Origin of the sequence: Halorussus caseinilyticus (assembly GCF_029338395.1) — an archaeon.
In the GTDB taxonomy this organism is placed as follows: Archaea; Halobacteriota; Halobacteria; order Halobacteriales; family Haladaptataceae; genus Halorussus; species Halorussus caseinilyticus.
This window is the reverse complement of sequence record NZ_CP119810.1, coordinates 339,997-362,064: the sequence shown is the minus strand read 5'-3', so window position 1 is coordinate 362,064 and position 22,068 is coordinate 339,997. Positions and strand designations below refer to the sequence as shown.

The following is a 22,068-nucleotide window of genomic DNA, read 5'->3' as shown; positions in this document are numbered from 1 at the left end:
GTTCGACCGGAAGCGGTGGAACCGAGCATCCGCGGGCGGAAAGCACTGCCTAACCGGAGCAGGGAAATAGATACGTTTCCTAGAGAAATCTATTTATTGCTTTCACAATGACGGAGAATTCTCTATCGTAGAGGTTGCGAGCGGCGCGCGACCACGGTCGCGCGCCGCGAGCCGCCGCCGTCCTCCGAATCCGACGGCGCGCGATTCCCTCCGAGCGATTCGGGCGCGAGAAAAACAGTCACCTTCAATAAAACCCTCGTAGTTCATCTTTGCGTCTGCGACCCGTTCGTCCGTTCGGAGTGCGAGGAGACTGTCCCATGAGAGACCCGCTCGCCCGAGTCGCCGCGATAGCACGCCGCGTAGCGGTCGCTGTCCTCGTCGCGAGCCTCGTGACCGGGACGCTCGCCGGGGGTATCGTCGGGAACTCGTCGGGTGTCGAACCGGCGGGCGAGTCGCCGGGTCCCGGCGACTCGCCCGCCCTCGCCGACGCCCCGCGTTCGGCGGGCGCGGACTCGGCGAACGACGCCGCGTCCGAGCGAAACAACTCCACGCCCGGACAGGTCAACCCCGCGAACGTCGAGGAGAGCGACAGTCTCGGGAGCATGGAGGCGTGGCTAGCGAGCCAACTCGGGTCGCGCTTCGAGCGGAGTTCCGCCGAGTTGAGCGACGGCCAGTATGCCGCCGCGAAGAAGGCCGTCGGCGGCGAGTACAGCGACGAGTACGAACGCTACGCCGACATCGCCGACCGGATGGAGGGCGGGCCGACCGACCCCCAAGCCCTCGAACGCGCCCAGCGGAAACAGCGGGCGTTTCTGACCGCCGTCGAGCGATACGAGCGGACCTACGACCGCTACCGGACCGCCCGCGAGAACGGGAGCGAGGTCCGCGCGCGCCGATTCGCCCGCGAACTCCGCCGCCACGCCGAGCGAGTCCAGCGCCGCGGGAACGCACTGGGCGGTAGCCTCCGGGCGGCCGCGAACCAGACCGACGCCGACCTCACCGAAAGCCGCCGCGTCGTCCGCGAGCGGTCGGCCAACGTCACCGCCCGCCAGCGCGAAGTCGAACGCGAGTCGTTCGTCCGGACCGAGTTGACCGCGGCGGCGACCGACCGGACCGTCTCGTTCGCCGACCCGCTGGCCGTCACCGGGCGACTCCGGGCCGCGAACGGGACGCCGCTCGCGAACCGGACCGCGACGTTCCGCGTCGGCGCGACCAACCTCACCGCCACCACGAACGCGACCGGCGGGTTCCGACTCACCTACCGACCCACCGCGCTCGCGTCGAACGCCTCGTTCGTCTCGGTCCGGTTCGTCCCCGAGAGTCGCTCGCTCTACCGGACCTCGAACGCCTCGGTCCCCGTGAGCGTCCGGCAGGCCGACCCGACCGTCAGACTCGCGGCGACCCCCGACCGCGCCGCCTACAACCGAACCCTTCGCGTCCGGGGTACCGTCACCGTCGATGGCACTCCGGTCGCGGACGCGCCGGTCCGACTCACCGCGAGCGACGAGTTCGTCGGGAACGCCACCACCGCCGAGAACGGCACGTTCGCCCTCGCTGGCCGGTTCCCCGGAACCCCTGCCGAAAATCGGACGGAACTCGAAGTCTCGCTTCCGCTCGGAGACGCGGCGCTGTCGTCCGGAAACGCCACGGCGACGGTCCCGGTCGAACGCGTCGGAACCTCGCTCTCGCTCGACGCCTCGCGCGACGGGACGACGCTCCGGGCGACCGGCAGACTCACCGCCGACGACGGGGACCCGCTTTCGGACCGCGCGGTCCACGTCCGAGTCGGCGGCGCGGTGCTCGCGGTGGTCGAGACGGACGACGCGGGCCGGTACCGCGCGACGATTTCGGTCCCGAAGTCCGCCCGGCGAGACGGGAACGTGACCGCGAACGCGACCTTCGACGGGAACCGCGGCCTGACCCCGGCGCGGGCCAGCGAGCGAATCGGGTTCCCGCCGTCGGGCGGTCCGGAGTCGGTCCTCGAAACCGCGGTTCTGGCCGCCGTGACCGCGCCGTGGTGGGCGCTCCTGCTCGCCGGGTCGGGAATCGCGGTGGCCGCGTACCTCGCCGTCGGTCGGTTCCGGCCGACCCGCGACGAGGGGGCCGAGAGTGGGCCGACTCCCACCGAACTCGACGCTGGAGTCGGCGAGTTCGCCGACTCCGGCGGTCGGTTCCCCGACGAAACCTCGGGCGCGTCTCGGACTCACCTCTTGGCGCTGGCCCGCCAGCGACTCGACCGCGGGGACCCCGAGTCGGCCGCCAGCACGGTGTACGCCGCAGTCCGTCGCCGACTCGCGGTCGAAATCGAGACCGACCCCGCCGTCACTCACGTCGAACTCTACGCTCGCTGTCGTGACGCCGGACTCCCCGAGGACCGACTCGACGACCTTCGAGAGGTCACGCAGGCCTACGAGCGCGCCCAGTTCTCGTCGCACCGACTCCCGACCGAGACGGCGGCGGACGCGCTCCGGGCCGGGTCGTCGCTGGTCGAAGAGAGCGAGATAGACGCCGACGCGACGGCGAGGGGAGCGGACTGATGCTCGACGCCCGGACCCTCCGGTTGATGGTTCCCGGCCCGGTCCGACGCCTCCCCGCGGACCTCGCGGCGGTGCTGGCGCTCGACGCGGCGGCCTGTCTCGCCGTCTTCCTGCCGGTGGTCTCGGAGTCGCCGGGCCGGGCCGGTCTCGGACTCGCGTTCGCGTTCCTCGCGCCGGGGTACGCGCTCGCGGCCGCGCTGTTTCCGGAGCGCGCCGAAACGGGTGCCGACCTCTCCGAGGACGCGCCGCGGGACGACGACGTTTTCCGGCGACTCCGGCGCGGGAGCGTCGGCGGGTGGGAGCGCCTCGCGCTCTCGGTCGGTCTGAGTCTCGTGGTCGTTCCGCTCGTCGGCGTGGCGCTCAACTTCACACCGTTCGGCATCCGACTCGTGCCGGTCGTAGTCTCGGTGGGCGCGTTCACGGCCGCCGCGTCGGTGTTCGCCGCGGTTCGCCGGTGGAACCTCCCGCCGGAGCGTCGGTTTCGCGTCCCGTACCGGGAGTGGTACGCCGAGGCGCGGGCCGGACTACTCGGGGGCGAGACTCGGACCGACCGGGCGCTGAACGTCGCGCTCGCGGTGTCGCTAGTGCTGGCGCTCGGGAGCGTCGGGTACGCGGTCACGTCGCCGAAACCGAGCCAGCAGTACACCGAGTTCTACCTGCTCTCGGAGGCCGACGACGGCCGACTCGTCGCCGACGACTACCCGACCGAGTTCGCCCGCGGCGAGGGCAAGCCCCTGACCGTCGGCGTCACGAACCGCGAGGGCGAGCGGACCAACTACACCGTCGTCGTGGAACTCCAGCGAGTCGCGGGCGGGCCGAACGACTCGCGCGTCGTGGAGCGCCGGGACCTCCACCGATTCCGGGTCGTCCTCGGCCCGAACGAGACGTGGCACCACCGCCACACCGTCGAACCGACGATGACCGGACCGAGCCTCCGGCTCCAGTACTTGCTCTATCGCGGTTCCGCGCCCGCGGAACCGCGCGCGGCCAGCGCGTACGAGGAGACCAACCTCTGGGTAAACGTCACCCGCGAGGGAGCGGGGAATCGGAGTCGGTGACAGTTCGGTAGCGCCGTCGCCGACCGCCCGACTCGGGCGGTCGGCGACAGCGCGGTCAGTACCGGTCGGCGAGCGACGACACGTCGCTCGCCTCGGCGAACAGGACCTGATGGACGTTCATCGGCCAGACGGCGAGGGGGTCGGTCGTCCCCTCCTCGGCGAACGGTTCCTCGAAGATTTTGTGGCGCGCGACGGTCTCGAATCCGCGGTCGGCGAGCGAGTCTGGCAGGTCGGGTCTCGGGTGCAGGCCCTCGTAGTCGTCCAGCAGGTCCCGGACGTAGAGTCCGATGGCGGTGACGCGACTCACCTCGTCGCGGACCGCCTCGAAGTTCTCGTCGTCCAGCACCTCGAAGACGCCATTGAGCAGGGCGTAGTCGAAGAAGTCCTCGCCGTAGTCGAGTCGGTCGGTCGCGTCGGCCTGTTCGAAGGTCAGGGTAATCTTCTCGTGGGGTGACTCGGCGAGTTTCCGGGCGTTCCGGACGCGCGACTCGTTGAGGTCCACGCCGACGATTTCCATCGGCGCGCCGTCGTACCCCGTCTGGGTCCATCGCCCCGCGACGAACTCGGCGACTCGCTGGGTCACGTCGCCGTCGCCGCACCCGAGGTCCAGAATCCGCGAGGCGTCGGTGGCCGCGAACCGACCCCACTCGACCGGCGGGTGGAACCACGCCTTCCGGCGCTTGAGGAACGCCCACTTCCGCCGGTCGATGGGTCTGTCCATCGACCGGTAGTAGGCTTGGGCGTCGGCGAGGAACTCCTCGGACTGGTTCTCGGCGTGTTCGCGGTGGGCGCGGCAGTGCCGGTCGTTGTCCCACCGGCGCTCCGCTCGCTCGTCGGAGTAGTCCGCGATGGCGGCCATCGGGTCCTCGACCAACCCCCACGATTCGAGTTCGGCGAAGTCCTCGGTCGTCGGTATCCGCATGGCACTCCCTTCAATCTTCGAAGGTTTCTACGTTCGGGCGGGCTTCGGGTCGTCCGTCTCAGCGGTCGTCGCGGGCATTCCGACGCAGACGACGCCGAAGGAGACGGAAATCGCGGAAACCGCCGAAAAGAAGTCTCAGAAAGCCCCGCCCGGTCGCGGCCTGTAGCCGCGACCGGGCGGGCTTTACCCCACGGTGGCCGACCAGCCAAGCGTTTCTTTCTGAAAGAATGATTTCTAATCAGTAAAGAACGAAATACATACTTTAAAGAAACATTTCTCTTTCTCTACCCTCAAAACGCCAGTCGCTTCCGGAGCAGGTTCTCGCCGAGTTCGACCGACGCCAGACGCTCGGCGATGCGCTCGCCCGCCCCGCCGTAGTCGTAGGGGTTTTCGCACTCGGCGGCGCGCCGTCGGACCGACTCGTCGGTCAGCGCGCGCTCGACGGCCTCGCGTATCCGCTCGCGGTCGTGTGGCACCGAAATCGTGTTGTCCGCGCGCTCGCGGCCCTCCTGTCGCGGTCCCACGTCCACGACGGGCAGGTCGAACGACGGCGCTTCGATGACGCCGCTACTGGAGTTGCCGACCATCGCGTCCGCGGCGGCCATCAGGCCGAGGTAGTCCGCGCGCGGGAGGCTATCGAACGTCCGGATGCCGCGCTCGGCCGCGAACTCGTCGATGACGGCTATCATCCGGCGGCCGCCCGCGTCGGAGTTGGGGTAGACCACGACCGGGCGAGCGCCCGCGTCGGTGACGGCCTCCAGCGTGGCCCGCATCTGGTCGCCCGCCGCGTCGGGCATCGTCGTGACCGGATGCTGGACCACGAGCGCGAGCGGTCCGTCCGCGTCGAGACCGTACTTCGAGACCACCGACTCGGGGTCGGCGTACTCGCCGTCCAGCACCGCGTCGAGACCCGGCGCGCCGACCGTGGTGACGCGCCACTCCTCCTCGCCGAGGTTGCGCACGCGCTCGGCGCTCTTCTCCGAGACGGGGAAGTGGAGGTGAGCGAACTTCGTGAGGGCGTGCCTGATGCTGTCGTCGATTATCGCGCCGTGCATCGAGTCGCCGCCGTGGACGTGCGCGACGGGGACGTTCATGTGCGCCGCCGCGAGACCCGCCGCCAGCGCCTCGTCGCGGTCCCCGAGGACCAGCACCACGTCGGGGTCGATGCTCCCCAGCGCCTCGGCCACCCCCTCGGTGCCGAGACCGAGCGACTTCGCCATCGAGAGACCCGTGTCGCCCGCGACCAGCGTGTGGACCGTCTCGGTCACGTCGAAGCCGTCGGCCCGAATCTCCTCGACGGTGTTGCCGTGTTCGGGCGAGAGGTGCATCCCGGTGGCGACGGTTCGGAGCGCCACCCCCTCGGTGTCGCGTATCGCCGCCATCGAGGACTGGAGCAGACCGTACTCCGCCCGAGTCCCGGTGACGACGGCGACGACTCGCTCGTCGCCGTCGTCGGCCCCCGAACCGCCGGTGTCGGCGTCGTCACCGCGCCTCGTCGCGTCGCCTCTCTCCCCCGTCATACCGACTCGCGCACCTCCCTGACGAGGCTGAACGCCTCGGCCGCCTCGACGCCCGCGGCGGCCCCTCGCGTCCGGGCGCGAGCGCGCAGGCTCTCGGCCGAGCGCGGGTGCGGAAACTCGCGGGTTTCGGACTCGTACTCGGCGAACGCCTCGACTTTGGCGTCGAGGTGGTCCGAAACATCGACGTAGACGTTCGGTGCGAACTGGGGTCGGTCCCCGCCGGTCCAGTCGGTCGAAGACGGCACCTCGTAGGCCAGCACTCGCTCGACGCCAGACCCCGGCCGGGTCGCCACCAGCGTCGAGTCGTAGAGCGCGCGGTGGTCGGCGTTGACCTCCCGGTCGGAGTGGGTGTAGACGACTTCGGGCCGGTACTGCTCGACTGCCTCCTCCACGACGGCGTTGACCTCGACGTGTGGTACGTCGTCCAGACGCATGTCCGGAAGGTCGCCGAAGTGGACCTCCGAGACCCCGAGTCGGCGGGCACAGGCCTCGGTCTCCCGGCGCTTCTGGGCCACCAGCGACTCGTCGTCGTACTGCTGGGTCGCGCCCTCGGTCACGACGAGGACGTGAACCTCGTGGCCCGCGTCGGCGTGCTTCGAGAGCGTCCCGCCAGCGCCAAGCACCTCGTCGTCCGGATGGGCCGCCACCGCGAGGACGGTCCGCTCGCCCGCGCTACTCACTCCGCTCACCCCCGCTCTCGGCCGTCTCGCTCGCCGGGGGACCGTCCGCCCGCGTCTCCATCTCGGGGTCTCCCTCGGCGTCCACCTCAACGTCCACCGCGTCGGCGGTAATCGCCTCGCCGGGGTCTAAGGTCTCGCGCGCGCGCCCGCCGACGACCGCCTCGTAGTGTCGCGGGGCCACCCCGTCCGCGGGCCGGGTGACGGCGACGTTCTCGCGGGTCAGCGACTCGCCCGATTCGACGCGCTCGGCGGCGTGGAGGCTCTTTCGGATGACCGACCGGTTCTCTCGTTCCTCGTCGGTCGGGACCTTCTCGGGACTCCCCATCGCGGTGGCCGCCTCCCGGACCAGCGACACCGCCCGGTCGAGTTCGTCGGGTTCCAGCGACGCCCGGTGGTCCGGACCCGGAAGGCGCTTGCTCAGCGTGAAGTGCTTCTCCACGACAGTCGCGCCCGCCGCGACCGCGAAGGCGGGCGTCTCGGGGGCCGTGGTGTGGTCTGAGTAGCCCACCGGCACCGGGAGTTCCTCGTCCATCGTCCCCATCGCCCGCAGGTTGGCGTCGGCCATCTCGGTCGGGTACGCCGACGTGCAGTGGAGAAAGACCAGCGGCACGTCCGGGTTCGCCGACCGAATCGCCTCGAACGCCTCGCGCACCTCGTCCAAGGTCCCCATCCCGGTACTCACGACCATCGGCGTGTCGAACTCGGCGACGTGTTCGAGTAGGGGGTAGTTGTCGAGTTCGCCCGACCCGATTTTGAACACCGGCACTCCGAGGTCGGCCAGCAGGTCGGCGCTCCGGGCGTCGAACGGCGTCGAGAGGAACGTAATCCCGCGGTCGTCGCAGTAGTCCTGCAGGTGTTCGTGGTCGGCCCGCGACAGTTCGTAGTTCTCCAGCATCTCGTACTGGGACCGGTCGTCGGTGGTCTCGTCCTGATAGTCGGCCTTCGGCGCGCTCTCGGTCACCAACCTGTCGGCCGCGAACGTCTGGAACTTCACGGCGTCGGCCCCGCTCTCGGCGGCCACCTCGACCAGTCGTTCGGCCATCTCCACCTCCCCGTTGTGGTTGACTCCCGCTTCCGCGACGAAGTACGCCGATTCGGGGTCGTCCACCACGTCTCGAAACGAACGCATGGAGTGTACAGCAACGTTTCTCCCTATAGGTTCTTCGTCGTCCCCGAGATTCAAGCGGGTCGGCGTCGTGGCGGTGGGCATGCGAGTCGTCTTCGTCACGCACAACGACCTCGGGTTGGCCTGCTTGGAGGAACTGGACGCGCTCGGCGCGGACATCCGGGGAATCTTCACCCGGCCTCGGCGCGAGGACATCGCCGACCAGACCGACTTGGCGGCGTTCGCCGACGACCGGGGCGTTCCGCTCCACGAGACCGAATCGGTCAACGACGACCCGTCCCGCGGGCGAATCGCCGACTGCGACCCGGACCTGCTGTTCGTCGTCGGGTGGTCGCGCCTCGTGAAGCAGGAGGTCCTCGACATTCCCGAAGTCGCGGCGCTCGGGATGCACCCCGCACCGCTCCCGCGGGGCCGTGGCCGCGCGCCAATCGCGTGGAGTCTCGTCAAGGGTCTCGACCGGACCGCGCTCTCGTTTTTCCATCTGGTCGAGGAGGCCGACGCCGGTGACTTGGTGGGCCAGCACCCCATCGAAATCGACCGCGAGGACGACGCCGCAACCCTCTACGAGAAGGTGGTTGCGGCCGGGCGCGACCTGATTCGGACCTACTACCCCCAGTTCGAGGACGGCGCGGTCCCCCGGCGACCGCAGGACGACGACGCCGCGACGTGGTGGCCCAAGCGCACGCCCGACCACGGACTCGTGGACTGGACCCGGCCGCCCGGCGAGGTGTACGACTGGATTCGGGGTCAGACGCATCCCTACCCCGGCGCGTTCTCGTTCGTGAACGACCACCGCGTCACAATCTGGGCCGCGAACCCGCCGGACGACGAGTCGGCGTTCTGCCGACCGGGTGAGATTCTCCACCGGGAAGGGGATACCCTCGCGGTCGGCGCGTGGGAGGGGAGCGTCGAACTCACTCGCTTGCAGGTCGGCGACGGCGACGAGATTCCGGCGGGCGAACTGGTAGAGCGGTTCGACGTGGAAGTGGGCGACCGGTTCGAGAACGCCCGCGACAGACGGTCGTAGCGGGAGCATCGGCGAAAACGGGTCCGCGCGGGCCGAGCGCCGTGCGCTCGGCCCGCGCTTCGAGCATTATATATGATGTTTCGCGCGAGCGCGAGCGAGCTCGGACCGTCGAGTACGCCGCCGTCAGTACGACGACAGCGACCCGAACTCGGCGTCCTCGTCGGCGTCGTCCTCGTGGCGCACGTCCACGTCCACGAAGTACGTCTCGCCGTCCACCTCGATTCGGGCGTTGTCGAACGGCGGGAACGTCAGCGCCCGGAGTCGGTCGAGCAGTTCTTTCACGGTGTACTCGGCGTCTGCGTCGAGTTCGCAGAGGTCCGTGAACTCGCGCTTTCGGTGGGTGGTCGCCCGGTCGTCGTCCTGCGGTTCGGTCTCGACGGTGCCCGATTCCACGTCGGGCCACGCCTCGGTGAACACCTCGAAGCAGGCGCGTTCGAGGCGCTCGTAGAGGTCCCGGCCGGTGTCGTCGAAGCGCTTTTCGACGCGCTCGCGGGCGATTACGTCGCCGGTGTCCACGCCGTCGTCCATGTAGTGGAGCGTCGCCCCGGCGGGGTGGCCCTCCACGATGCTCCAGACGTTCGGGTTGAAGCCTCTCGTCTCGGGGAGCAGGCCCGGGTGGAGGTTGAGACACCCCTTCTCGGGCACCGCCAGAATCTCGGGCGGGACGATGTGCTGGAACCCCACCGCGACCACAACCTCGGGTTCGAGGTCCGCGACGAGCGACAACTGGTCGGCCTCGGTCAGCATCGCCCGGACCGCCACCGACTCGCGGTCGCAGAGCCAGTCGTACACCTCGCGGCCGACGTTGTTCGCGCCGAGGAAGACGACTTCGGTCGGGTCGGTCATGCCAGTCACGTCACCTCGTCCAGCGAGACCCGCCTGTCCTCTCTGTCCGCGATGCGACCGGCGATAAGGGTGCGAACCACGTCCAGCGTCTCGTCGGGGTCCAGCGCCGGGTCGCCCGACCGGACCGTCTCCACGAACCGCCAGAGGGTGCGCCGGAACGCGGTGAAGTTGTCCCGGAGGTCGTAGCGACCGGTCCGCTCGGTGCCGTAGAACTCCACCGAGAAGGTCATCGGCACGTCGCCCAAGGTATCGACCTGCACGAGCGTTCCGCCGTCCATCCGAATCGCGGCCGAGGTGTGTCCGTTCGCGGCGTCCCGGTCCGCGGCATCCCCCTCCGCAGGGTGCCCCTCCGAAACGTCCCCGCCGGTCGCCGTCTCGACGGCGACCGGACGCTGGTCTAAGACGCCGAAGATGGCGTCTAGCATGTGCGCGCCGTACTTCGGCCAGTCGTTGATGACCGTGCCGCGAACGAGTTCGATGCGGCCGAACCGGTCGGTGTGCGCTCGGGGTTCGTCGAGGGCTTGGGCGTATCGCATCCCCGAACAGGACATCAACTGGCCGCGTTCGAGGTAGGGCCGGAAGTCGGCGAGTTCTCCGGGGTCCATCGTCAGCGGCTTGTCGCAGAACACGGGAATCCCGCGTTCGAGCAACGGCAGGACCATCTCGGCGTGGGTCTCGTAGTCGTCGCGGGCGACGATTACGGCGTCCACCGCGTCGCCGAGCGATTCGAGGTCCGGAGCGGCGTTCGGGATTCGGGCCGCCTCGCGGAGTCGGTCGGTCTCGGCGTCGTCTTGGGTCCACGCGTGGGTGACGCGCACGCCGGGAAAGCCGAACTCCGAGGCGTCCTTCTCCCGGAGGTAGTCGTGGATGACCCCCCAGTCGGTCCGCTCGAACCCCTCGTCCGAATAGCCGTTGACGATGGACGCGAACGAGTAGGGGTGTCCGTTGCCCGGACTCACGCCGACGATTCCCAAATCGAGGTCGTCTACCACACCGTCCACCCCCCGTCGAGGACGATGTTCTGGCCGGTCATCCACTTACTGGCGTCGGAGGCGAGGTAGGCCACGATGCCCTTCATGTCGGTGTCGTCGCCCATCCGACCCAGCGGCGTCCGGTGTTCGTAGTTCGGGACGAACACCTCTTCGTAGTCCTCCACGTCCTCCATCTCCTCGCTGTAGAACCCGCCGGGACTGACGGAGTTGACCCGAATCCCCTCGCTTGCGAGATACGACGCCAGCCACCGACTGAACTGGATGACGCCCGCCTTCGCCGACCCGTAGGTCGGCGGGTTGTTGATGTCGCTGTCGCCGTAGACGCGGTGGTCGGGCGCGACGACGCTGTAGTGACTCCCGATGTTGATGATGGTACCGGCGTCGCTCTCGCGGATGGCCGGGAGCGCCGCCTGCGAGCAGAAGAACGTCTGGGTCAGGACGCCTTCGAGCGTCTGCTCCCACTCGTCTCTGGTCAACTCCTCGAACGGGACGCCGTAGCCGCTGGCGTTGTACGCGTTGTTGACCAGCACGTCTATCTTGCCGAACCGGTCTACGACTTCTTCGACCATCTCCTCGACCGCTTGCTCGTCGGTCACGTCCACCGAGACGGCCATCGCCTCGTTGTAGCGGTCGGTGAGTTCGTCGGCTTTCTCCCGGCAGTCCTCGTAGGTCCGGGAGGCGACCACGACGTTCGCGCCCGCCTCGGCCAGCGCGTCGCACATCTGGGACCCGAGTTTGCCCGGGCCGCCGGTCACGACGGCGACTCGTCCGGTCAGGTCGAACAGGTCCCAAATCGTTCCGTCTTCGGGTTCACTCATGGATACCTTCCTCCAGTAGCAGTTCCGCGAGTCCGAAGTCGAACTCCGTGTCGATGTCCACCGCTCGCTCGCGGGGCATCGTGACCGCGCCCGCCTCGCCGAACAGCAGGCCGGTCCCCTCCTCGGGCAGGCGGTCGATTTCGAAGGCGTACACCGCGCCGGTGAGTTCGTAGCCGTCGGGTTGCTCCTGCCGGGGGAGCCACGGGTCGGCCCCCTCCACGAACGGTTCCGGTTCGCCGTCGCGGATGTCCCAGAGTCGGTGTGGACTCGGGTCCGCTTCGGTGAACGTCGCCACCGAGTCGTAGTCGGCCGACGGGTCTGCGAGGCGGTCCAGACACCGGCGCACGTCGCCGGGCGTCCGGAGCGGACACGTCGGTTCGAGCATCACCATGTACTCGGCCGTCTCACCCTCCGCGCGGAGTTCGCCGACGAGGTGCCGGAGGGCGTCCACCACCAGCGAGTCGTCTTCGGCCAGCGAGTCGGGTCTCTCGACCACCTCCGCACCCCACTCGCGCGCCGTCGAAGCGATGTCGTCGTCGTCGGTCGTCACGACGGTCCGGTCGATTTCGGGCGTCTCGGCGGCCACGTCTATCGGCCACGCGACCAGCGGTTTGCCCGCCAGCGACCGGCGATTCTTGTTCGGTACTGTCGTACTTCCCCCACGGGCGGGGACTGCGGCGACTACCCGCTTGTCGTCTATCATCTGACCCCCGGTGCTGGTTCAATAGCGTCCCGTATAACTGTTCAGGGCGGTCTGCGGGGTCGTGGGCGGGAATCAGGGGGTTCGGGAATCGCGGTGCTGTGCGGTCGCTGTGCTGATTGGTTCGGTGGTCGTCCTCGGAGTCGTCGCTGTCTCGGTCGTCGTGACCGGAGTCGCCAGTGACGGCACTGCAGGGGTCGGAGACCCGGAGTCTTCCTCGAAAGTCCCCCGGTCGCCCCGCTGTCGTCGAAAATCTCCGATGTTCGGGGTGACGAGAGCGTCGCTAGTGTAAACCCCGGCCGGTTCGACCTCGGACGTAGGCGACGGCGAGTCGGTCGCGGACCGGCGACTGCCGAAGTCGCGTCCGTATTAGAGAAACCTATACAATTCTAAAACAATTATAAATATTGTTTTAAGGATTGAGAAAGTGTCTCAGGCCCCTCTCCGCCGTCAGCAAATCGTCCACCCGCCGTCCACCACGAGGTTGTGGCCGGTGACGTACCGCGAGGCGTCGGACGCCAGATAGACGACGGCCCCCTCGAAGTCCTCTGGGGTCGCCATCCGGCCCAACGGGGTCCGGTCCTCGTAGCGGTCCACGAACTCAGGGTGCTGGTCGTCGAACACGCCGCCGGGACTGACCGCGTTCACGCGGACGCCGTGTTCGCCGAGATACGACGCCATGTAGCGCGTCAGGTTCAAGATGCCGCCCTTGATGGCCGAATACTCGACGGGACTGGTCATCTCGGTGCCCTCGTACACCGAGAAGTCCGGGGCCTGCACGCCGTAGGTCGACCCGAAGTTCACGATGCTCCCGCCGTCGGGTTGGTCCATCATTGCCCGCGAGACGGCGCGAGCGGCTACGAAGTAGCTATCGAGGTGGAGTTCCACGTTCTCGCGGAAGTCCGCGGCGGTCACGTCCTCGTAGCGCCGCCCGTAGTTCTCGTTTCGCGGGTACGAGCAGTTGACGAACGCGTCGATGCGTCCGTGGCGGTCCAGCACCGTCTCTACCAACCCGACCACGGAATCCTCGTCGGTTATATCGACGCGACAGAACTCCGCGCGCTCTCCGAGTTCGTCCGCGAGTGCTTCGCCCCGTTCTACCGCGGCGTCCGCGACGACGACCGTCGCGCCGTGGTCGGCGAGTCCCTCGCAGAGCGCGGTCCCGATGAGTCCCGCACCTCCGGCGACGACTGCGATGCTGTCCGACAGGTCGAATGCGCCCCCCATACGTCGCTTCTCACCGTACCGCGGGAAAATAGTTCGGGCGAGATGCGGGGATGATGTGGTTGCCGTGGCGGTTCGCTTCTGCGGTTTCGTCGGTCCGACGCTGGTGGTCGCGGTTGTAGTGCTGTGCGGTGTGAGTAATCCGACGGCAGTGGTCGGTGTCGATGAAGTCGTACGGTTCCCGGAATTCCCGCACCGCTACAGCTACCGCAGGAACTGCGACGAAGAAGTCCTCGAAAGCCCCCGCCCACGGTAGTTCGTCGCGCTGGGCGAATCCCGTCGGTTGGTCGGCCGAGCGTTCGCTCGTGGTCCGGTCCGCCGAGCGTTCGCGGCGGAGAGCGGGTAGTCGAATCCGGTCTCACGCCCCGAAACGCTCACTCCCGGTCGCCGACGAACACCATGTAGTCGCTCTCTTCGTCGTCGTCTATCACCTGCTGGAAGTCGTTGAGGTTCTCCATCAGGTACTCGTAGAGGTCCGAGTGCTGGAAGTCCTCGACTTCGAGACAGAGGTGGGTGAGCAGTTCGTAGAAGTCCAGTCCGAAGAACCACGCCGCCTCCGGCGAGAACCCCACGCGGTCGAACGCTTCCGCGACGGACTCTCTGGTGAACTGCTGGAGGCCGACGGGCGGAATCGAGTGGCGGACCGCCTGCTCGGGTATCGCCCGGTGGACCATCGAGGACATCGAGTCGGCGTTCATCACGCCGATACCGACGTTCCCGTCCGGGTCCAGCATCTCGTGGGCCAGTCGGAGGTCACGCATCGAGTGAGGTACCATCTCCAGATAGCCGAAGAACGTCACCACGTCGAACGTCGCGTCGGGGTTGCGGTCGGCGTACTCGTCTATCGGTCGCTGTTCGAGTTCGACGCCGAGAACGTCGCGCGCGACCGAGACGCACTGGTCGCTGATTTCGAGACCGACGGCGTCCCACCCCTGCGATTCGAGGTAGTTGATGGATGCACCGACGCCACACCCCACGTCCAGCCATCGACCTTGCTCGGCGTCTACGTGGTCCAACACGAAGTCGATTTTCGGCTTGGTGATGTTCTCCAGTCGGTACTGGATTTGGTCCTCGTCGGTGTAGATGCTGGCGAACTCGGTGTCGGTCTCGTAGTACTCGTTGAGAACGTCGTCCGGGAGTCGCGGCGTCTGGTAGACGTGCGAGCAGTGGTCACACTGGGCGTACTCGTAGCCGAACATCTCGCGCACGATGTCGGTCTCGGTCGAACCGCAGACGTAGCACTCTTCCACCTCGACGTTCGCTCGCTCGCGGAACTCGCGGGCACGCTGGCGCTTGGCCGAGACTCGCTCTCGGAGATTCGAGAGGTCCCGGTGCTTGAATTCCCGCGGGTCCACCGGCTTTCCGTGGAACGTCTTCACGACCCACTCACCCCCCGACCGGACGGCCCCCCGTCGGACTCGCTGACCGTAGTTGTCCCCCTACGACTGTTAATTCGGATACTCCTAACCGGATTTCGCATATTGTCCAACCAGAGGCACGACACCCACCCACTTATACTTACCATATAATTGACAATTCTGTTACGATAGATAGTCCGGGGTTAGGGGGTCACGGCGAGAGGTCGAACGTCGCGCCCCCGTGGGGAAACTCGTTGCAGTCCGTTCGCGGGAGGGCCAACCGCGAGTTCCGGAACCGCTCGGGAGTCGCACGACCGGAAACCGTCGTGAACGCCGCGTCACACCCGACCGCTTCGAGGAGACTCTTCGTCTCGTCGGTGAACGTCCGGTCGCTCCCGTAGGGGTACGCGAACAGTCTCGCCGACAGACCTCCGACGCGTTCGGCCAGCGTCTCGAACGACGAGGCAATCTCGGCACGCTGGTCGGCCGACGAGAGGCGCGAGAGGACGGGATGGCCGACCGAGTGGGCACCGACCACCATCCCGTCGTCGCGGAGTTGCCGGAGTTGGTCCCCCGAGAGGTAGTAGTCGTCGGCGCTCGGTCCGCCCCCAAAGCTCGCCTCCACCGCGTCGAGTACGTCGCCGAGTCGGTCGTAGGGCACCTCGAAGTTGAGGACGCGCTTGAACGTCGTCAGCGCGTCGTCTGTCGAACGGCCGCCGTAGGGGTCGCCAACGGTCCCTCCGTCCGCGTCGGCGAACTCGCCTTCCGCAAGCACGTCGAATAGCGCGTCTCTGAGTTCGGTCGCGCCGTGTCGTCCCGCCAGCGAGTGGACGCGATGCACCGGAAGTACCCCGTTGCCGACCAGCGGTCCGGTCGGAACGAAGAACACGCCGAAGAGGTCCCGAGACCGGAGTTCGGGCAGGACCCACTCGTAGTGGTCGGCCAACCCGTCGTCGAACGTGAGAACTACCGCGTCGTCGGGCGGCGACCGGTCGTTTTCTGACGACCGGTCGCCGGTCGCACAGGCCAGAAACGTCTCGCGGTCCACGAAGTCGTACTCCGCTTCGAGGTGGTCCAACTGTCGCCGGAAGTCCTCCAGCGCGAGGTGGTAGTAGCCGTGGGGCGGCCTGTCGGACGACGGCCGGACGTAGTGGTACATCACCACCTGCATCGTCACCCCTCGACCATCGTCTCGTAGGCCGACGTGTTCTCTATCATGGCGATAATCTCGGACTTCGAGAGCGGGTCTACGTCCGCGGAGGTGTACTCGGCGTCGAGCGAGTTCCGACTCTCGTAGTCCAGCGGGTCGTAGCCGCAGTCCTCGATGAGCGGCGTGATGACGAACATCTCGTCTAACTCTATCGTCTGCTGAATCTCGTCCTTCGAGATGAGTTTCTCGTGGATGCGCTCGCCGGGCCGCTTGCCGGTCTTGTGAATCTCGACCTCCGAGGGGTCGTAGCCGAACTGCGGGGCGTACTCGGTCCGCATCGCCTCCGCGAGGTCCATCAGTCGGAAGACCGGCATCTTGAGAACGAACGTCTCGCCGCCCTCCATGCGCTCGTAGGCGTCGAACACCAAGTCGGTCGCCTCCTCGATTGGCATGATGAACCGCGTCATCTCCCGGTTGGTGACGGTCATCGGCCCGCCGTCGCTGATTTGGTCGAGGAACAGCGGGACGACCGACCCGCTGGACCCGAAGACGTTGCCGAACCGGACGCATCCGAACTCGGTGTTCTGTTCGCCCTTGTAGGTATTCGCGGCGATAGTCAACCGCTCGGAGAGGAGTTTCGTCGCGCCCATCACCGAAGTCGGGTTCGACGCCTTGTCGGTGCTTATCGTGACGAAGGCTTCGACGTTCTCCTCCATCGCGGCCCGGATGAGGTTCTGTGTCCCGAGCGCGTTCGTCTGGACCGTCTCGAAGGGGTTGTACTCGTTGAGTCCGACGTGCTTGAGCGCCGCGGCGTGAAACACCACGTCGATGTCCTCCATCGCCATCTCCAGTCGGTTTCGGTCGCGCACGTCGCCGAGCAGGAATCGAAGTCGGTCCGAGTCGAGTGTGGTCTTCAGGTCGAACAGGCCCGCCTCGTCGTTGTCGAAGACGCGCACGACCGCAGGCTCCTCGTAGTCGAGCAGTCGCTCGACCAACTCGGAGCCAATCGACCCGCACCCCCCAGTGACGAGTACTTGTTTGTTCTCTAAGTCCGTCATCCCGACCGCAGTACCACAGAACAGCTAATAAATTTCCGGGAAGGTTTGAGATAGTCGTGAGCGATTCGCGCGTTTACGCTCTGCCGACCGCCGCTCGAACCGCTTCGGCGATGTGGTCGGTCCCCGACTGCGACAGTTCGGGGTACATCGGCAACGAGAGGACCCGCGATGAGATGTCGTCGGTGACGGGCAGGGCCGCCGACCCGTGGCGCTCCCGGTAGTGGCCGGTTCGGTGAACCGGCGGGTCCCAGTACACCTTCGAGGCGACGTTTTTCGACGCTAACGTCTCGATAATCGCGTCCCTGTCGAGGGAATCGTCGAGCGTCACGGTGTAGAGTTGGTTGACGTGCCGACCGGACCCGTCGCCGGTGTGGGGTTCGATGCCGTCGATTCGGCCGATTTCGTCGGTCAGGCGGTCGGCGGCGCGCCGCCGACCGCCGACGAGACGCTCGATTTTGTCGAGTTGCGCGCACCCGATGGCCGCAACCACGTCCGCCATTCGGTAGTTCGTCCCGGCCGAGACGTACCGACCGCTGTCGGCCGACCCGAAGTAGTCGCCCGACACCCGGCCGTGCGAGCGATACAGTCTGAGTCGCTCGGCCACGTCGTCGTCGTCGGTCACGACGGCACCGCCCTCGCCGGTGGCGACGACCTTGTTCTGACAGAAACTCAGCGCGGCGCTGTCGCCGAACGTCCCGACCATCCGGCCGTCGGCGTCGGCACCGAGCGCTTCGGCGGCGTCCTCGACGACGGTCACGTCGCGTTCCCGAGCGACCTCCACGATTCGGTCGATTTTGCAGGCGGCCCCGTAGGGGTGGACCGGCAGGACGGCGGCCGTCGAGGGCGAGATTGCGTCCCGGACGGCTTCCGGGTCGAGTCCGTAGGTGTCGCGCTCGATGTCGGCGAACACGGGTGTCGCACCCACCAACTCCACGACGTTGGCCGTGGCGACGAACGTGAACGAGGGGACGATTACCTCGTCGCCCGGTCCGACGCCGTGAGCGACCAGCGCGCTTTCGAGGGCCGTCGTGCCGGAGTTGACGGTTATCGCGTGTTCGACCCCGAGATACTCCTCCAGTCGGTCCTCGAACTCCGACACGTACGGTCCCTTCGCCCAGTACCCCCCGCGACAGATAGATTCGACGGCGTTGCGGACCTCGCCGCCGTCCCACGAAATCTCGAACAGCGGTATTTCGTCTGGCATCGCTTCGGACGCCATTCAACGACCGGGGGTTTAGGCTTTGTCGCGGCCGGTTCGCTTGCGGCCGGAATCAGTCCGCGCTCGCGGTCGGCGGCGATTTCGGAGCCACAAAACGAGTCGTTACCGGAACCGCGCGCTTTCCTCCGACGGTTTCGGTCGTTTCGGTCGCGCTCTCGGACGGAGTTCAACGGACGAATACCGGAACTTCGCGCGTCGATAATCGGCGTTACCGCGATATTCGGGCTAAATAGGCACGATAACGCCTGTAGCCGTAGTTCTACGGAACACGTAACTAAGTATCTCATGATGTAACTCGTGCAGGAGTCGAGCGGGGGGAAACGACACGCATGAAGAACGTAGAGGAGCAACCAGTCTCCGCCGAGGAGACCCAAAAACCGACAGTCGCCATCGACGCGACGAACGCGACTCCGGCCGAAGTCGCCCGGACGAGTCTCCGCGCGAAGATACGGGACCATCCCGTCCTCGTCAGTCACGACGGGAACGCGACTCCGGAGTCGATTCGAATCGCCGACCGAGCGGGTGCGCTCGTCCTCGACACGTCGGACTCGACCGAGGGGACTCAATCGACGCTCGTGAAAGTCGCCAAAACGTACGGCTTCTGCGGGCTGATTTGGCACGGCGTGCCGTCCGAACCGATAGACTACGACCGGAGTATCCACGACTTCGAGAACTCCGAGGAGTACGTCGTGTCGGCGGCTATCGGGTCGGCGGCGACCGAAGGAACGGGGTCCCGAACCGAGGTGTTGGTCGCTATCCCGGCCTACAACGAGGCCGAGACCATCGGCGAAGTCGTCACGGAAGTCCGGCAGTTCGCCGACCGGGTGGTCGTCGTGGACGACGGGAGCGGCGACGACACCGCCGAACGCGCCGAACAAGCGGGCGCGAGGGTCGTCGTCCACCGACGGAATCAGGGCTACGGCGGGGCGCTCCAGACCGCCTTCGAGGAGGCCGACCGCCTCGGTGTCGAGCATCTGGTGATACTCGACGGCGACGGCCAACACGACCCGGCGGACGTTCCGAAGTTGGTCGAGACTCAGCGCGAGACCGGCGCGGAAATCGTCGTCGGGAGTCGGTTCCTCGGTGACAGCGACGTGCCGCTCTACCGGCGGTTCGGTCTGTTCGTGGTTAACACGCTGACCAACGTCGGACTCGGCGCGTTCCGGCCCGAGTCGTGGATACGCGACACCCAGAGCGGCTTTCGGGCCTACGACGCCGACGCGATTCGGTCGATTGCCGAGGACGACTCCATCGGGACCCAGATGAGCGCCAGCACGGACATCATCCACCACGCGTTCAACCGGAACTACTCCGTCGAGGAGGTCGGCACCCGAATCACCTACGACGGCGAGAACGCGAACAGTCAGCATCCGCTCTCCCACGGCGTGGTCTTGATTCGGAACATCCTCACGCTCATCGAACAGGAGCGACCCATCATGCTCATCGGGGTGCCGGGGTTCGTGGCGACGTTCGTCGGGTTCGGACTCGGCTACTGGGCGCTCACCAACCTGTTTCGGTCGGGTGACTTCCCGGTCGGACTCGCCATCGCGTCGGTGTTTTTCGTCCTCGCGGGGGGACTGGCCTGCTTCTCGGCGGTCATCCTCCACTCCATCGAGGTCCACCTCGGGTGAGCGCCGGAGTCGCGTTCGTCGCGTCGGTGTTGGTGGTGGTCGCCGTCGCGTTCTCGCTCCTTCTGGTCGGACGCGGCGTCCCCTCCGGTTCGGAACTCGACCGGTAGATTCGAAGCCCGCCGTTGGCGTACACCTTCGACAGACCCTCGTCGCGGTCGAGTCGCCGGAAGTCCTGTGGGGTGTACCGCCAATACTCGGGGTAGTCGGGGTGGAGCGACGGGTAGTACGTTTCGAGACGCCGAGTCACGAGGAGGTAGCTTCCGGTTCGGTTCGGCGTGGCGAACGTCGAAGCGTTGTGGTAGCCGAAGTGCCGTGGTATCGGTCGCTCCGTGTACGCCCTCGGATTAGGGGAGACGCCGAGGAAAGCGTGTTCCCAGCGACGGCTAAACCCGTAGGCCAACCGGTTTTCGTCCCGGTGGTCCACGAACCACTCCATCCCGTCGAGTCGGGTCTCGGGGACGTGCGTCGTCGTCTCGCGCTGGAGAGGCGAGTTGTAGACGCCGAACGCGACCAGACTGAACAGGACGACGACGAGAGTCACGACCACGGCGTCCCGCCTGCCGAACGACCGGCCGGACCCGGCGGCGTAGACGTACGCCGCCGTCGCCGCGAGCAAGACGGCGAAGAACTCGGCGAACTTGAGCAGTCGCGTCCACGTCAGCATGATTGGCTTGACGAGGAACGCCGCCGCCAGCGCGGAGAAGAGCGCGAATCCGGCGACCCAGAAGAGGTCCTGCCAGCGGAGTTCCCGCTCGCCGTACCGGACGTGGTAGGCGAGATAGAGGACGACGACCACGGTGCCGACCATGAGGACGATTTCGGACCCCTTCCGGAAGACGACGACCGCCAGCAGGTCCACGGGGTCTAGCGGTACGTTCCGGAGCGCGTTCGAGTACTCGCCGAGTTGCGACGTGCCGATGCCCAAGAGCAACGACCCGAGCATGCTCAGGGTCATGGTCAGAATCTTCAGGAACGAGTAGTACCACGAGACGAACACCACGCCGACGGCGACGGGTATCGTGACCACCGACAGCGACTGCTTGACCGGGAGTCGCTCGCCGTGCCACCGCGCGGCGGCGAGTTTCGACGCCGCCACGAGCGCGACGGTGAACAGGCCGAGCAGAGTCGTGACGGGGTGAGTGAAGACGAAGTAACAGAAGACCAGCGCGACCAGCGCCGCGAACCGGTTGCGCGACCGGCGGACGCTGAATAGCGCGTAGAGCAAAAGCGGATAGAGGCTGAAACTCAGCATGTTCGGGCCGAAGTACACCTCCGAGCGCTTGAAAACGGGCAGGAGCGCGAACGGAACGAGATAGTGGAACGCGGCGGGTTCGTCGGTCACGCGAACGCCGAGCGCCAAGATGCCGAGCCAGTAGGCCACCGAGAAGACGGGCGCGACGACGTTCTTGACCGCGTAGTAGTCCAGTCCCGTCACCTCCATCACCATCACCGCGTGGACGTGGATGCCGGGGTAGTAGTTGCCCTCGTTGACGTGGCCGTTTTCGAGGATTTCGAGGACCCGACCGAGGTGGGTGAACATGTCGCCGCCGCCGTAGGCCGCGTAGCCCCGAACGACGGGCATCAACAGCAGGAAGACGTTGGAAAACAGCATGACTCCGACGCCGAGCGCGAGATACCGCTTCCGGTGGGCCACGTCTTTCGACCGGAGGGCGACGACGGCCCCGAGGACGAAGGTGGCGACGAGACCCCACCAGAACCACCACGGGTACGCGGCGTAGATGGAGACTTCGTAGCCGGTGGCGCTCGAAGAGGCCGCAGTCGCGCCTAAGACTGCGAGTAGCGCGAACGCGACCGTGCCGAGTGTCTTGAGTACTTTCTCCCCCACGCTCGTCCCCCGAGTTCCCCGTTCGACTGCCGTCCCGCGGCGGTTTCGCATCTCGCGTCGATTCTCGCCGCTCGCGTCGGCTGGAGCGTTGTAGGCCGTTCGACGACGACCGGGATAAGTATACTGTCCGTCGTCGGGTTCTCGGGTCTGAGGGTCCGTGTTCCGGCCCGTCCGTTTCGGGGTTCGTGCGGCGCGTGCGGGTGCGACCGCGGAGCGCGTCGCACCCGCACGCTCGCGTGACCGCGAGCGGGCGGTCCCACCCCGCCGGTTGGTCCCCCGAGCGTTCGCGGTGGTTCGGTCGGCCGTCGCGCGACCGGTCGTCGGCACCTCCGACGCGCAAAGGAAATCTATATCCC

At 67.1% G+C, this 22,068-nt stretch carries 20 protein-coding genes; 5 read left to right on the top strand and 15 right to left on the bottom strand.

The features are described from left to right. The first annotated feature begins 317 nt into the window (after positions 1-317). Both P2T60_RS19275 and P2T60_RS19270 read left to right on the top strand, forming a co-directional pair. Complete coding sequence (locus P2T60_RS19275; RefSeq protein WP_276282387.1) at positions 318-2,537, top strand: transthyretin-like family protein; 2,220 nt, start codon at positions 318-320, stop codon at positions 2,535-2,537. Then, entirely contained in the window at positions 2,537-3,595 is a 1,059-nt protein-coding gene (locus tag P2T60_RS19270) for a DUF1616 domain-containing protein (RefSeq protein ID WP_276282386.1), read from the top strand. The genes P2T60_RS19275 and P2T60_RS19270 overlap by 1 nt, the downstream gene beginning before the upstream one ends. Positions 3,596-3,650: 55 nt before the next feature. Here the strand turns inward: P2T60_RS19270 and P2T60_RS19265 are convergent, their stop codons facing one another. Further along, positions 3,651-4,517: a class I SAM-dependent methyltransferase gene (locus tag P2T60_RS19265; RefSeq protein ID WP_276282385.1), complete on the bottom strand. Its 867-nt coding sequence runs from the start codon at positions 4,515-4,517 to the stop codon at positions 3,651-3,653. Here P2T60_RS19265 and P2T60_RS19260 point away from each other — a divergent pair. Then, positions 4,516-4,683 carry a hypothetical protein gene (locus tag P2T60_RS19260; RefSeq protein ID WP_276282384.1) on the top strand — a complete coding sequence of 56 codons (168 nt, stop codon included), beginning with the start codon at positions 4,516-4,518 and terminating at the stop codon, positions 4,681-4,683. The genes P2T60_RS19265 and P2T60_RS19260 overlap by 2 nt on opposite strands. 124 nt (positions 4,684-4,807) lie before the next feature. Here the strand turns inward: P2T60_RS19260 and neuC are convergent, their stop codons facing one another. The 3 genes from neuC to neuB are packed head-to-tail and all read right to left on the bottom strand — an operon-like array spanning position 4,808 to position 7,846. Continuing rightward, positions 4,808-6,037: a UDP-N-acetylglucosamine 2-epimerase gene (gene neuC, locus P2T60_RS19255; protein ID WP_276282383.1), complete on the bottom strand. Its 1,230-nt coding sequence runs from the start codon at positions 6,035-6,037 to the stop codon at positions 4,808-4,810. Beyond that, positions 6,034-6,717 carry a PIG-L deacetylase family protein gene (locus P2T60_RS19250; RefSeq protein ID WP_276282382.1) on the bottom strand — a complete coding sequence of 228 codons (684 nt, stop codon included), beginning with the start codon at positions 6,715-6,717 and terminating at the stop codon, positions 6,034-6,036. The genes neuC and P2T60_RS19250 overlap by 4 nt, the downstream gene beginning before the upstream one ends. Next, positions 6,710-7,846: an N-acetylneuraminate synthase gene (gene neuB / locus P2T60_RS19245; protein WP_276282381.1), complete on the bottom strand. Its 1,137-nt coding sequence runs from the start codon at positions 7,844-7,846 to the stop codon at positions 6,710-6,712. Before neuB ends, P2T60_RS19250 begins: the two co-directional genes overlap by 8 nt. 79 nt (positions 7,847-7,925) lie before the next feature. On the opposite strand from neuB, the gene P2T60_RS19240 reads away from it, so the two are divergent. Continuing rightward, on the top strand, positions 7,926-8,870 hold the full coding sequence (locus P2T60_RS19240; RefSeq protein ID WP_276282380.1) for a methionyl-tRNA formyltransferase: 945 nt from the start codon (positions 7,926-7,928) through the stop codon (positions 8,868-8,870). 123 nt (positions 8,871-8,993) lie between these two features. On the opposite strand, the gene P2T60_RS19235 is transcribed toward P2T60_RS19240, so the two are convergent. The 10 genes from P2T60_RS19235 to P2T60_RS19190 all read right to left on the bottom strand — a co-directional run bounded on the left by P2T60_RS19235 (position 8,994) and on the right by P2T60_RS19190 (position 18,220). Then, a complete protein-coding gene (locus tag P2T60_RS19235; protein ID WP_276282379.1) occupies positions 8,994-9,716 on the bottom strand; it encodes a methionyl-tRNA formyltransferase in 723 nt (240 codons plus the stop codon). Positions 9,717-9,721: 5 nt separating this feature from the next. Then, the gene (locus tag P2T60_RS19230; RefSeq protein WP_276282378.1) at positions 9,722-10,708 is read right to left on the bottom strand and encodes a Gfo/Idh/MocA family protein; all 987 of its coding nucleotides are present in this window, start codon (positions 10,706-10,708) and stop codon (positions 9,722-9,724) included. Next, on the bottom strand, positions 10,702-11,526 hold the full coding sequence (locus tag P2T60_RS19225; RefSeq protein ID WP_276282377.1) for an SDR family oxidoreductase: 825 nt from the start codon (positions 11,524-11,526) through the stop codon (positions 10,702-10,704). The genes P2T60_RS19230 and P2T60_RS19225 overlap by 7 nt, the downstream gene beginning before the upstream one ends. Then, entirely contained in the window at positions 11,519-12,229 is a 711-nt protein-coding gene (locus P2T60_RS19220; RefSeq protein WP_276282376.1) for an acylneuraminate cytidylyltransferase family protein, read from the bottom strand. Before P2T60_RS19220 ends, P2T60_RS19225 begins: the two co-directional genes overlap by 8 nt. A 447-nt stretch (positions 12,230-12,676) precedes the next feature. After that, positions 12,677-13,453 carry an oxidoreductase gene (locus tag P2T60_RS19215; RefSeq protein ID WP_276282375.1) on the bottom strand — a complete coding sequence of 259 codons (777 nt, stop codon included), beginning with the start codon at positions 13,451-13,453 and terminating at the stop codon, positions 12,677-12,679. A 10-nt stretch (positions 13,454-13,463) separates the two neighbouring features. Then, positions 13,464-13,646 (bottom strand): hypothetical protein, encoded by a 183-nt coding sequence (locus P2T60_RS19210; protein ID WP_276282374.1) that lies wholly within the window; start codon positions 13,644-13,646, stop codon positions 13,464-13,466. A gap of 178 nt (positions 13,647-13,824) precedes the next feature. Next, entirely contained in the window at positions 13,825-14,829 is a 1,005-nt protein-coding gene (locus tag P2T60_RS19205) for a class I SAM-dependent methyltransferase (protein ID WP_276282373.1), read from the bottom strand. A 190-nt stretch (positions 14,830-15,019) separates the two neighbouring features. Then, positions 15,020-15,979 carry a polysaccharide deacetylase family protein gene (locus P2T60_RS19200; protein WP_276282372.1) on the bottom strand — a complete coding sequence of 320 codons (960 nt, stop codon included), beginning with the start codon at positions 15,977-15,979 and terminating at the stop codon, positions 15,020-15,022. Positions 15,980-15,981: 2 nt separating this feature from the next. Continuing rightward, positions 15,982-17,016 (bottom strand): polysaccharide biosynthesis protein, encoded by a 1,035-nt coding sequence (locus P2T60_RS19195; protein WP_276282371.1) that lies wholly within the window; start codon positions 17,014-17,016, stop codon positions 15,982-15,984. A 73-nt stretch (positions 17,017-17,089) separates the two neighbouring features. Next, on the bottom strand, positions 17,090-18,220 hold the full coding sequence (locus tag P2T60_RS19190) for a DegT/DnrJ/EryC1/StrS family aminotransferase (protein ID WP_276282370.1): 1,131 nt from the start codon (positions 18,218-18,220) through the stop codon (positions 17,090-17,092). A 344-nt stretch (positions 18,221-18,564) separates the two neighbouring features. Between P2T60_RS19190 and P2T60_RS19185 the strand changes: the two genes are divergently transcribed. Next, positions 18,565-19,866 (top strand): glycosyltransferase family 2 protein, encoded by a 1,302-nt coding sequence (locus P2T60_RS19185; RefSeq protein ID WP_276282369.1) that lies wholly within the window; start codon positions 18,565-18,567, stop codon positions 19,864-19,866. Here the strand turns inward: P2T60_RS19185 and P2T60_RS19180 are convergent. Then, positions 19,832-21,712 carry a hypothetical protein gene (locus P2T60_RS19180; protein ID WP_276282368.1) on the bottom strand — a complete coding sequence of 627 codons (1,881 nt, stop codon included), beginning with the start codon at positions 21,710-21,712 and terminating at the stop codon, positions 19,832-19,834. The two genes, P2T60_RS19185 and P2T60_RS19180, sit on opposite strands and share 35 nt — an antisense overlap. Positions 21,713-22,068 lie beyond the last annotated feature (356 nt).

Coding starts and splice junctions, on each gene's coding strand:
- P2T60_RS19195 (WP_276282371.1), bottom strand. CDS start 17,016: ATGACGGACTTAGAGAACAAACAAGTACTCGTCACTGGGGGGTGCGGG.
- P2T60_RS19260 (WP_276282384.1), top strand. CDS start 4,516: ATGGCACTCCCTTCAATCTTCGAAGGTTTCTACGTTCGGGCGGGCTTC.
- P2T60_RS19215 (WP_276282375.1), bottom strand. CDS start 13,453: ATGGGGGGCGCATTCGACCTGTCGGACAGCATCGCAGTCGTCGCCGGA.
- P2T60_RS19275 (WP_276282387.1), top strand. CDS start 318: ATGAGAGACCCGCTCGCCCGAGTCGCCGCGATAGCACGCCGCGTAGCG.
- neuB (WP_276282381.1), bottom strand. CDS start 7,846: ATGCGTTCGTTTCGAGACGTGGTGGACGACCCCGAATCGGCGTACTTC.
- P2T60_RS19225 (WP_276282377.1), bottom strand. CDS start 11,526: ATGAGTGAACCCGAAGACGGAACGATTTGGGACCTGTTCGACCTGACC.
- neuC (WP_276282383.1), bottom strand. CDS start 6,037: ATGACGGGGGAGAGAGGCGACGCGACGAGGCGCGGTGACGACGCCGAC.
- P2T60_RS19190 (WP_276282370.1), bottom strand. CDS start 18,220: ATGCCAGACGAAATACCGCTGTTCGAGATTTCGTGGGACGGCGGCGAG.
- P2T60_RS19240 (WP_276282380.1), top strand. CDS start 7,926: ATGCGAGTCGTCTTCGTCACGCACAACGACCTCGGGTTGGCCTGCTTG.
- P2T60_RS19185 (WP_276282369.1), top strand. CDS start 18,565: ATGAAGAACGTAGAGGAGCAACCAGTCTCCGCCGAGGAGACCCAAAAA.
- P2T60_RS19200 (WP_276282372.1), bottom strand. CDS start 15,979: ATGCAGGTGGTGATGTACCACTACGTCCGGCCGTCGTCCGACAGGCCG.
- P2T60_RS19235 (WP_276282379.1), bottom strand. CDS start 9,716: ATGACCGACCCGACCGAAGTCGTCTTCCTCGGCGCGAACAACGTCGGC.
- P2T60_RS19265 (WP_276282385.1), bottom strand. CDS start 4,517: ATGCGGATACCGACGACCGAGGACTTCGCCGAACTCGAATCGTGGGGG.
- P2T60_RS19270 (WP_276282386.1), top strand. CDS start 2,537: ATGCTCGACGCCCGGACCCTCCGGTTGATGGTTCCCGGCCCGGTCCGA.
- P2T60_RS19220 (WP_276282376.1), bottom strand. CDS start 12,229: ATGATAGACGACAAGCGGGTAGTCGCCGCAGTCCCCGCCCGTGGGGGA.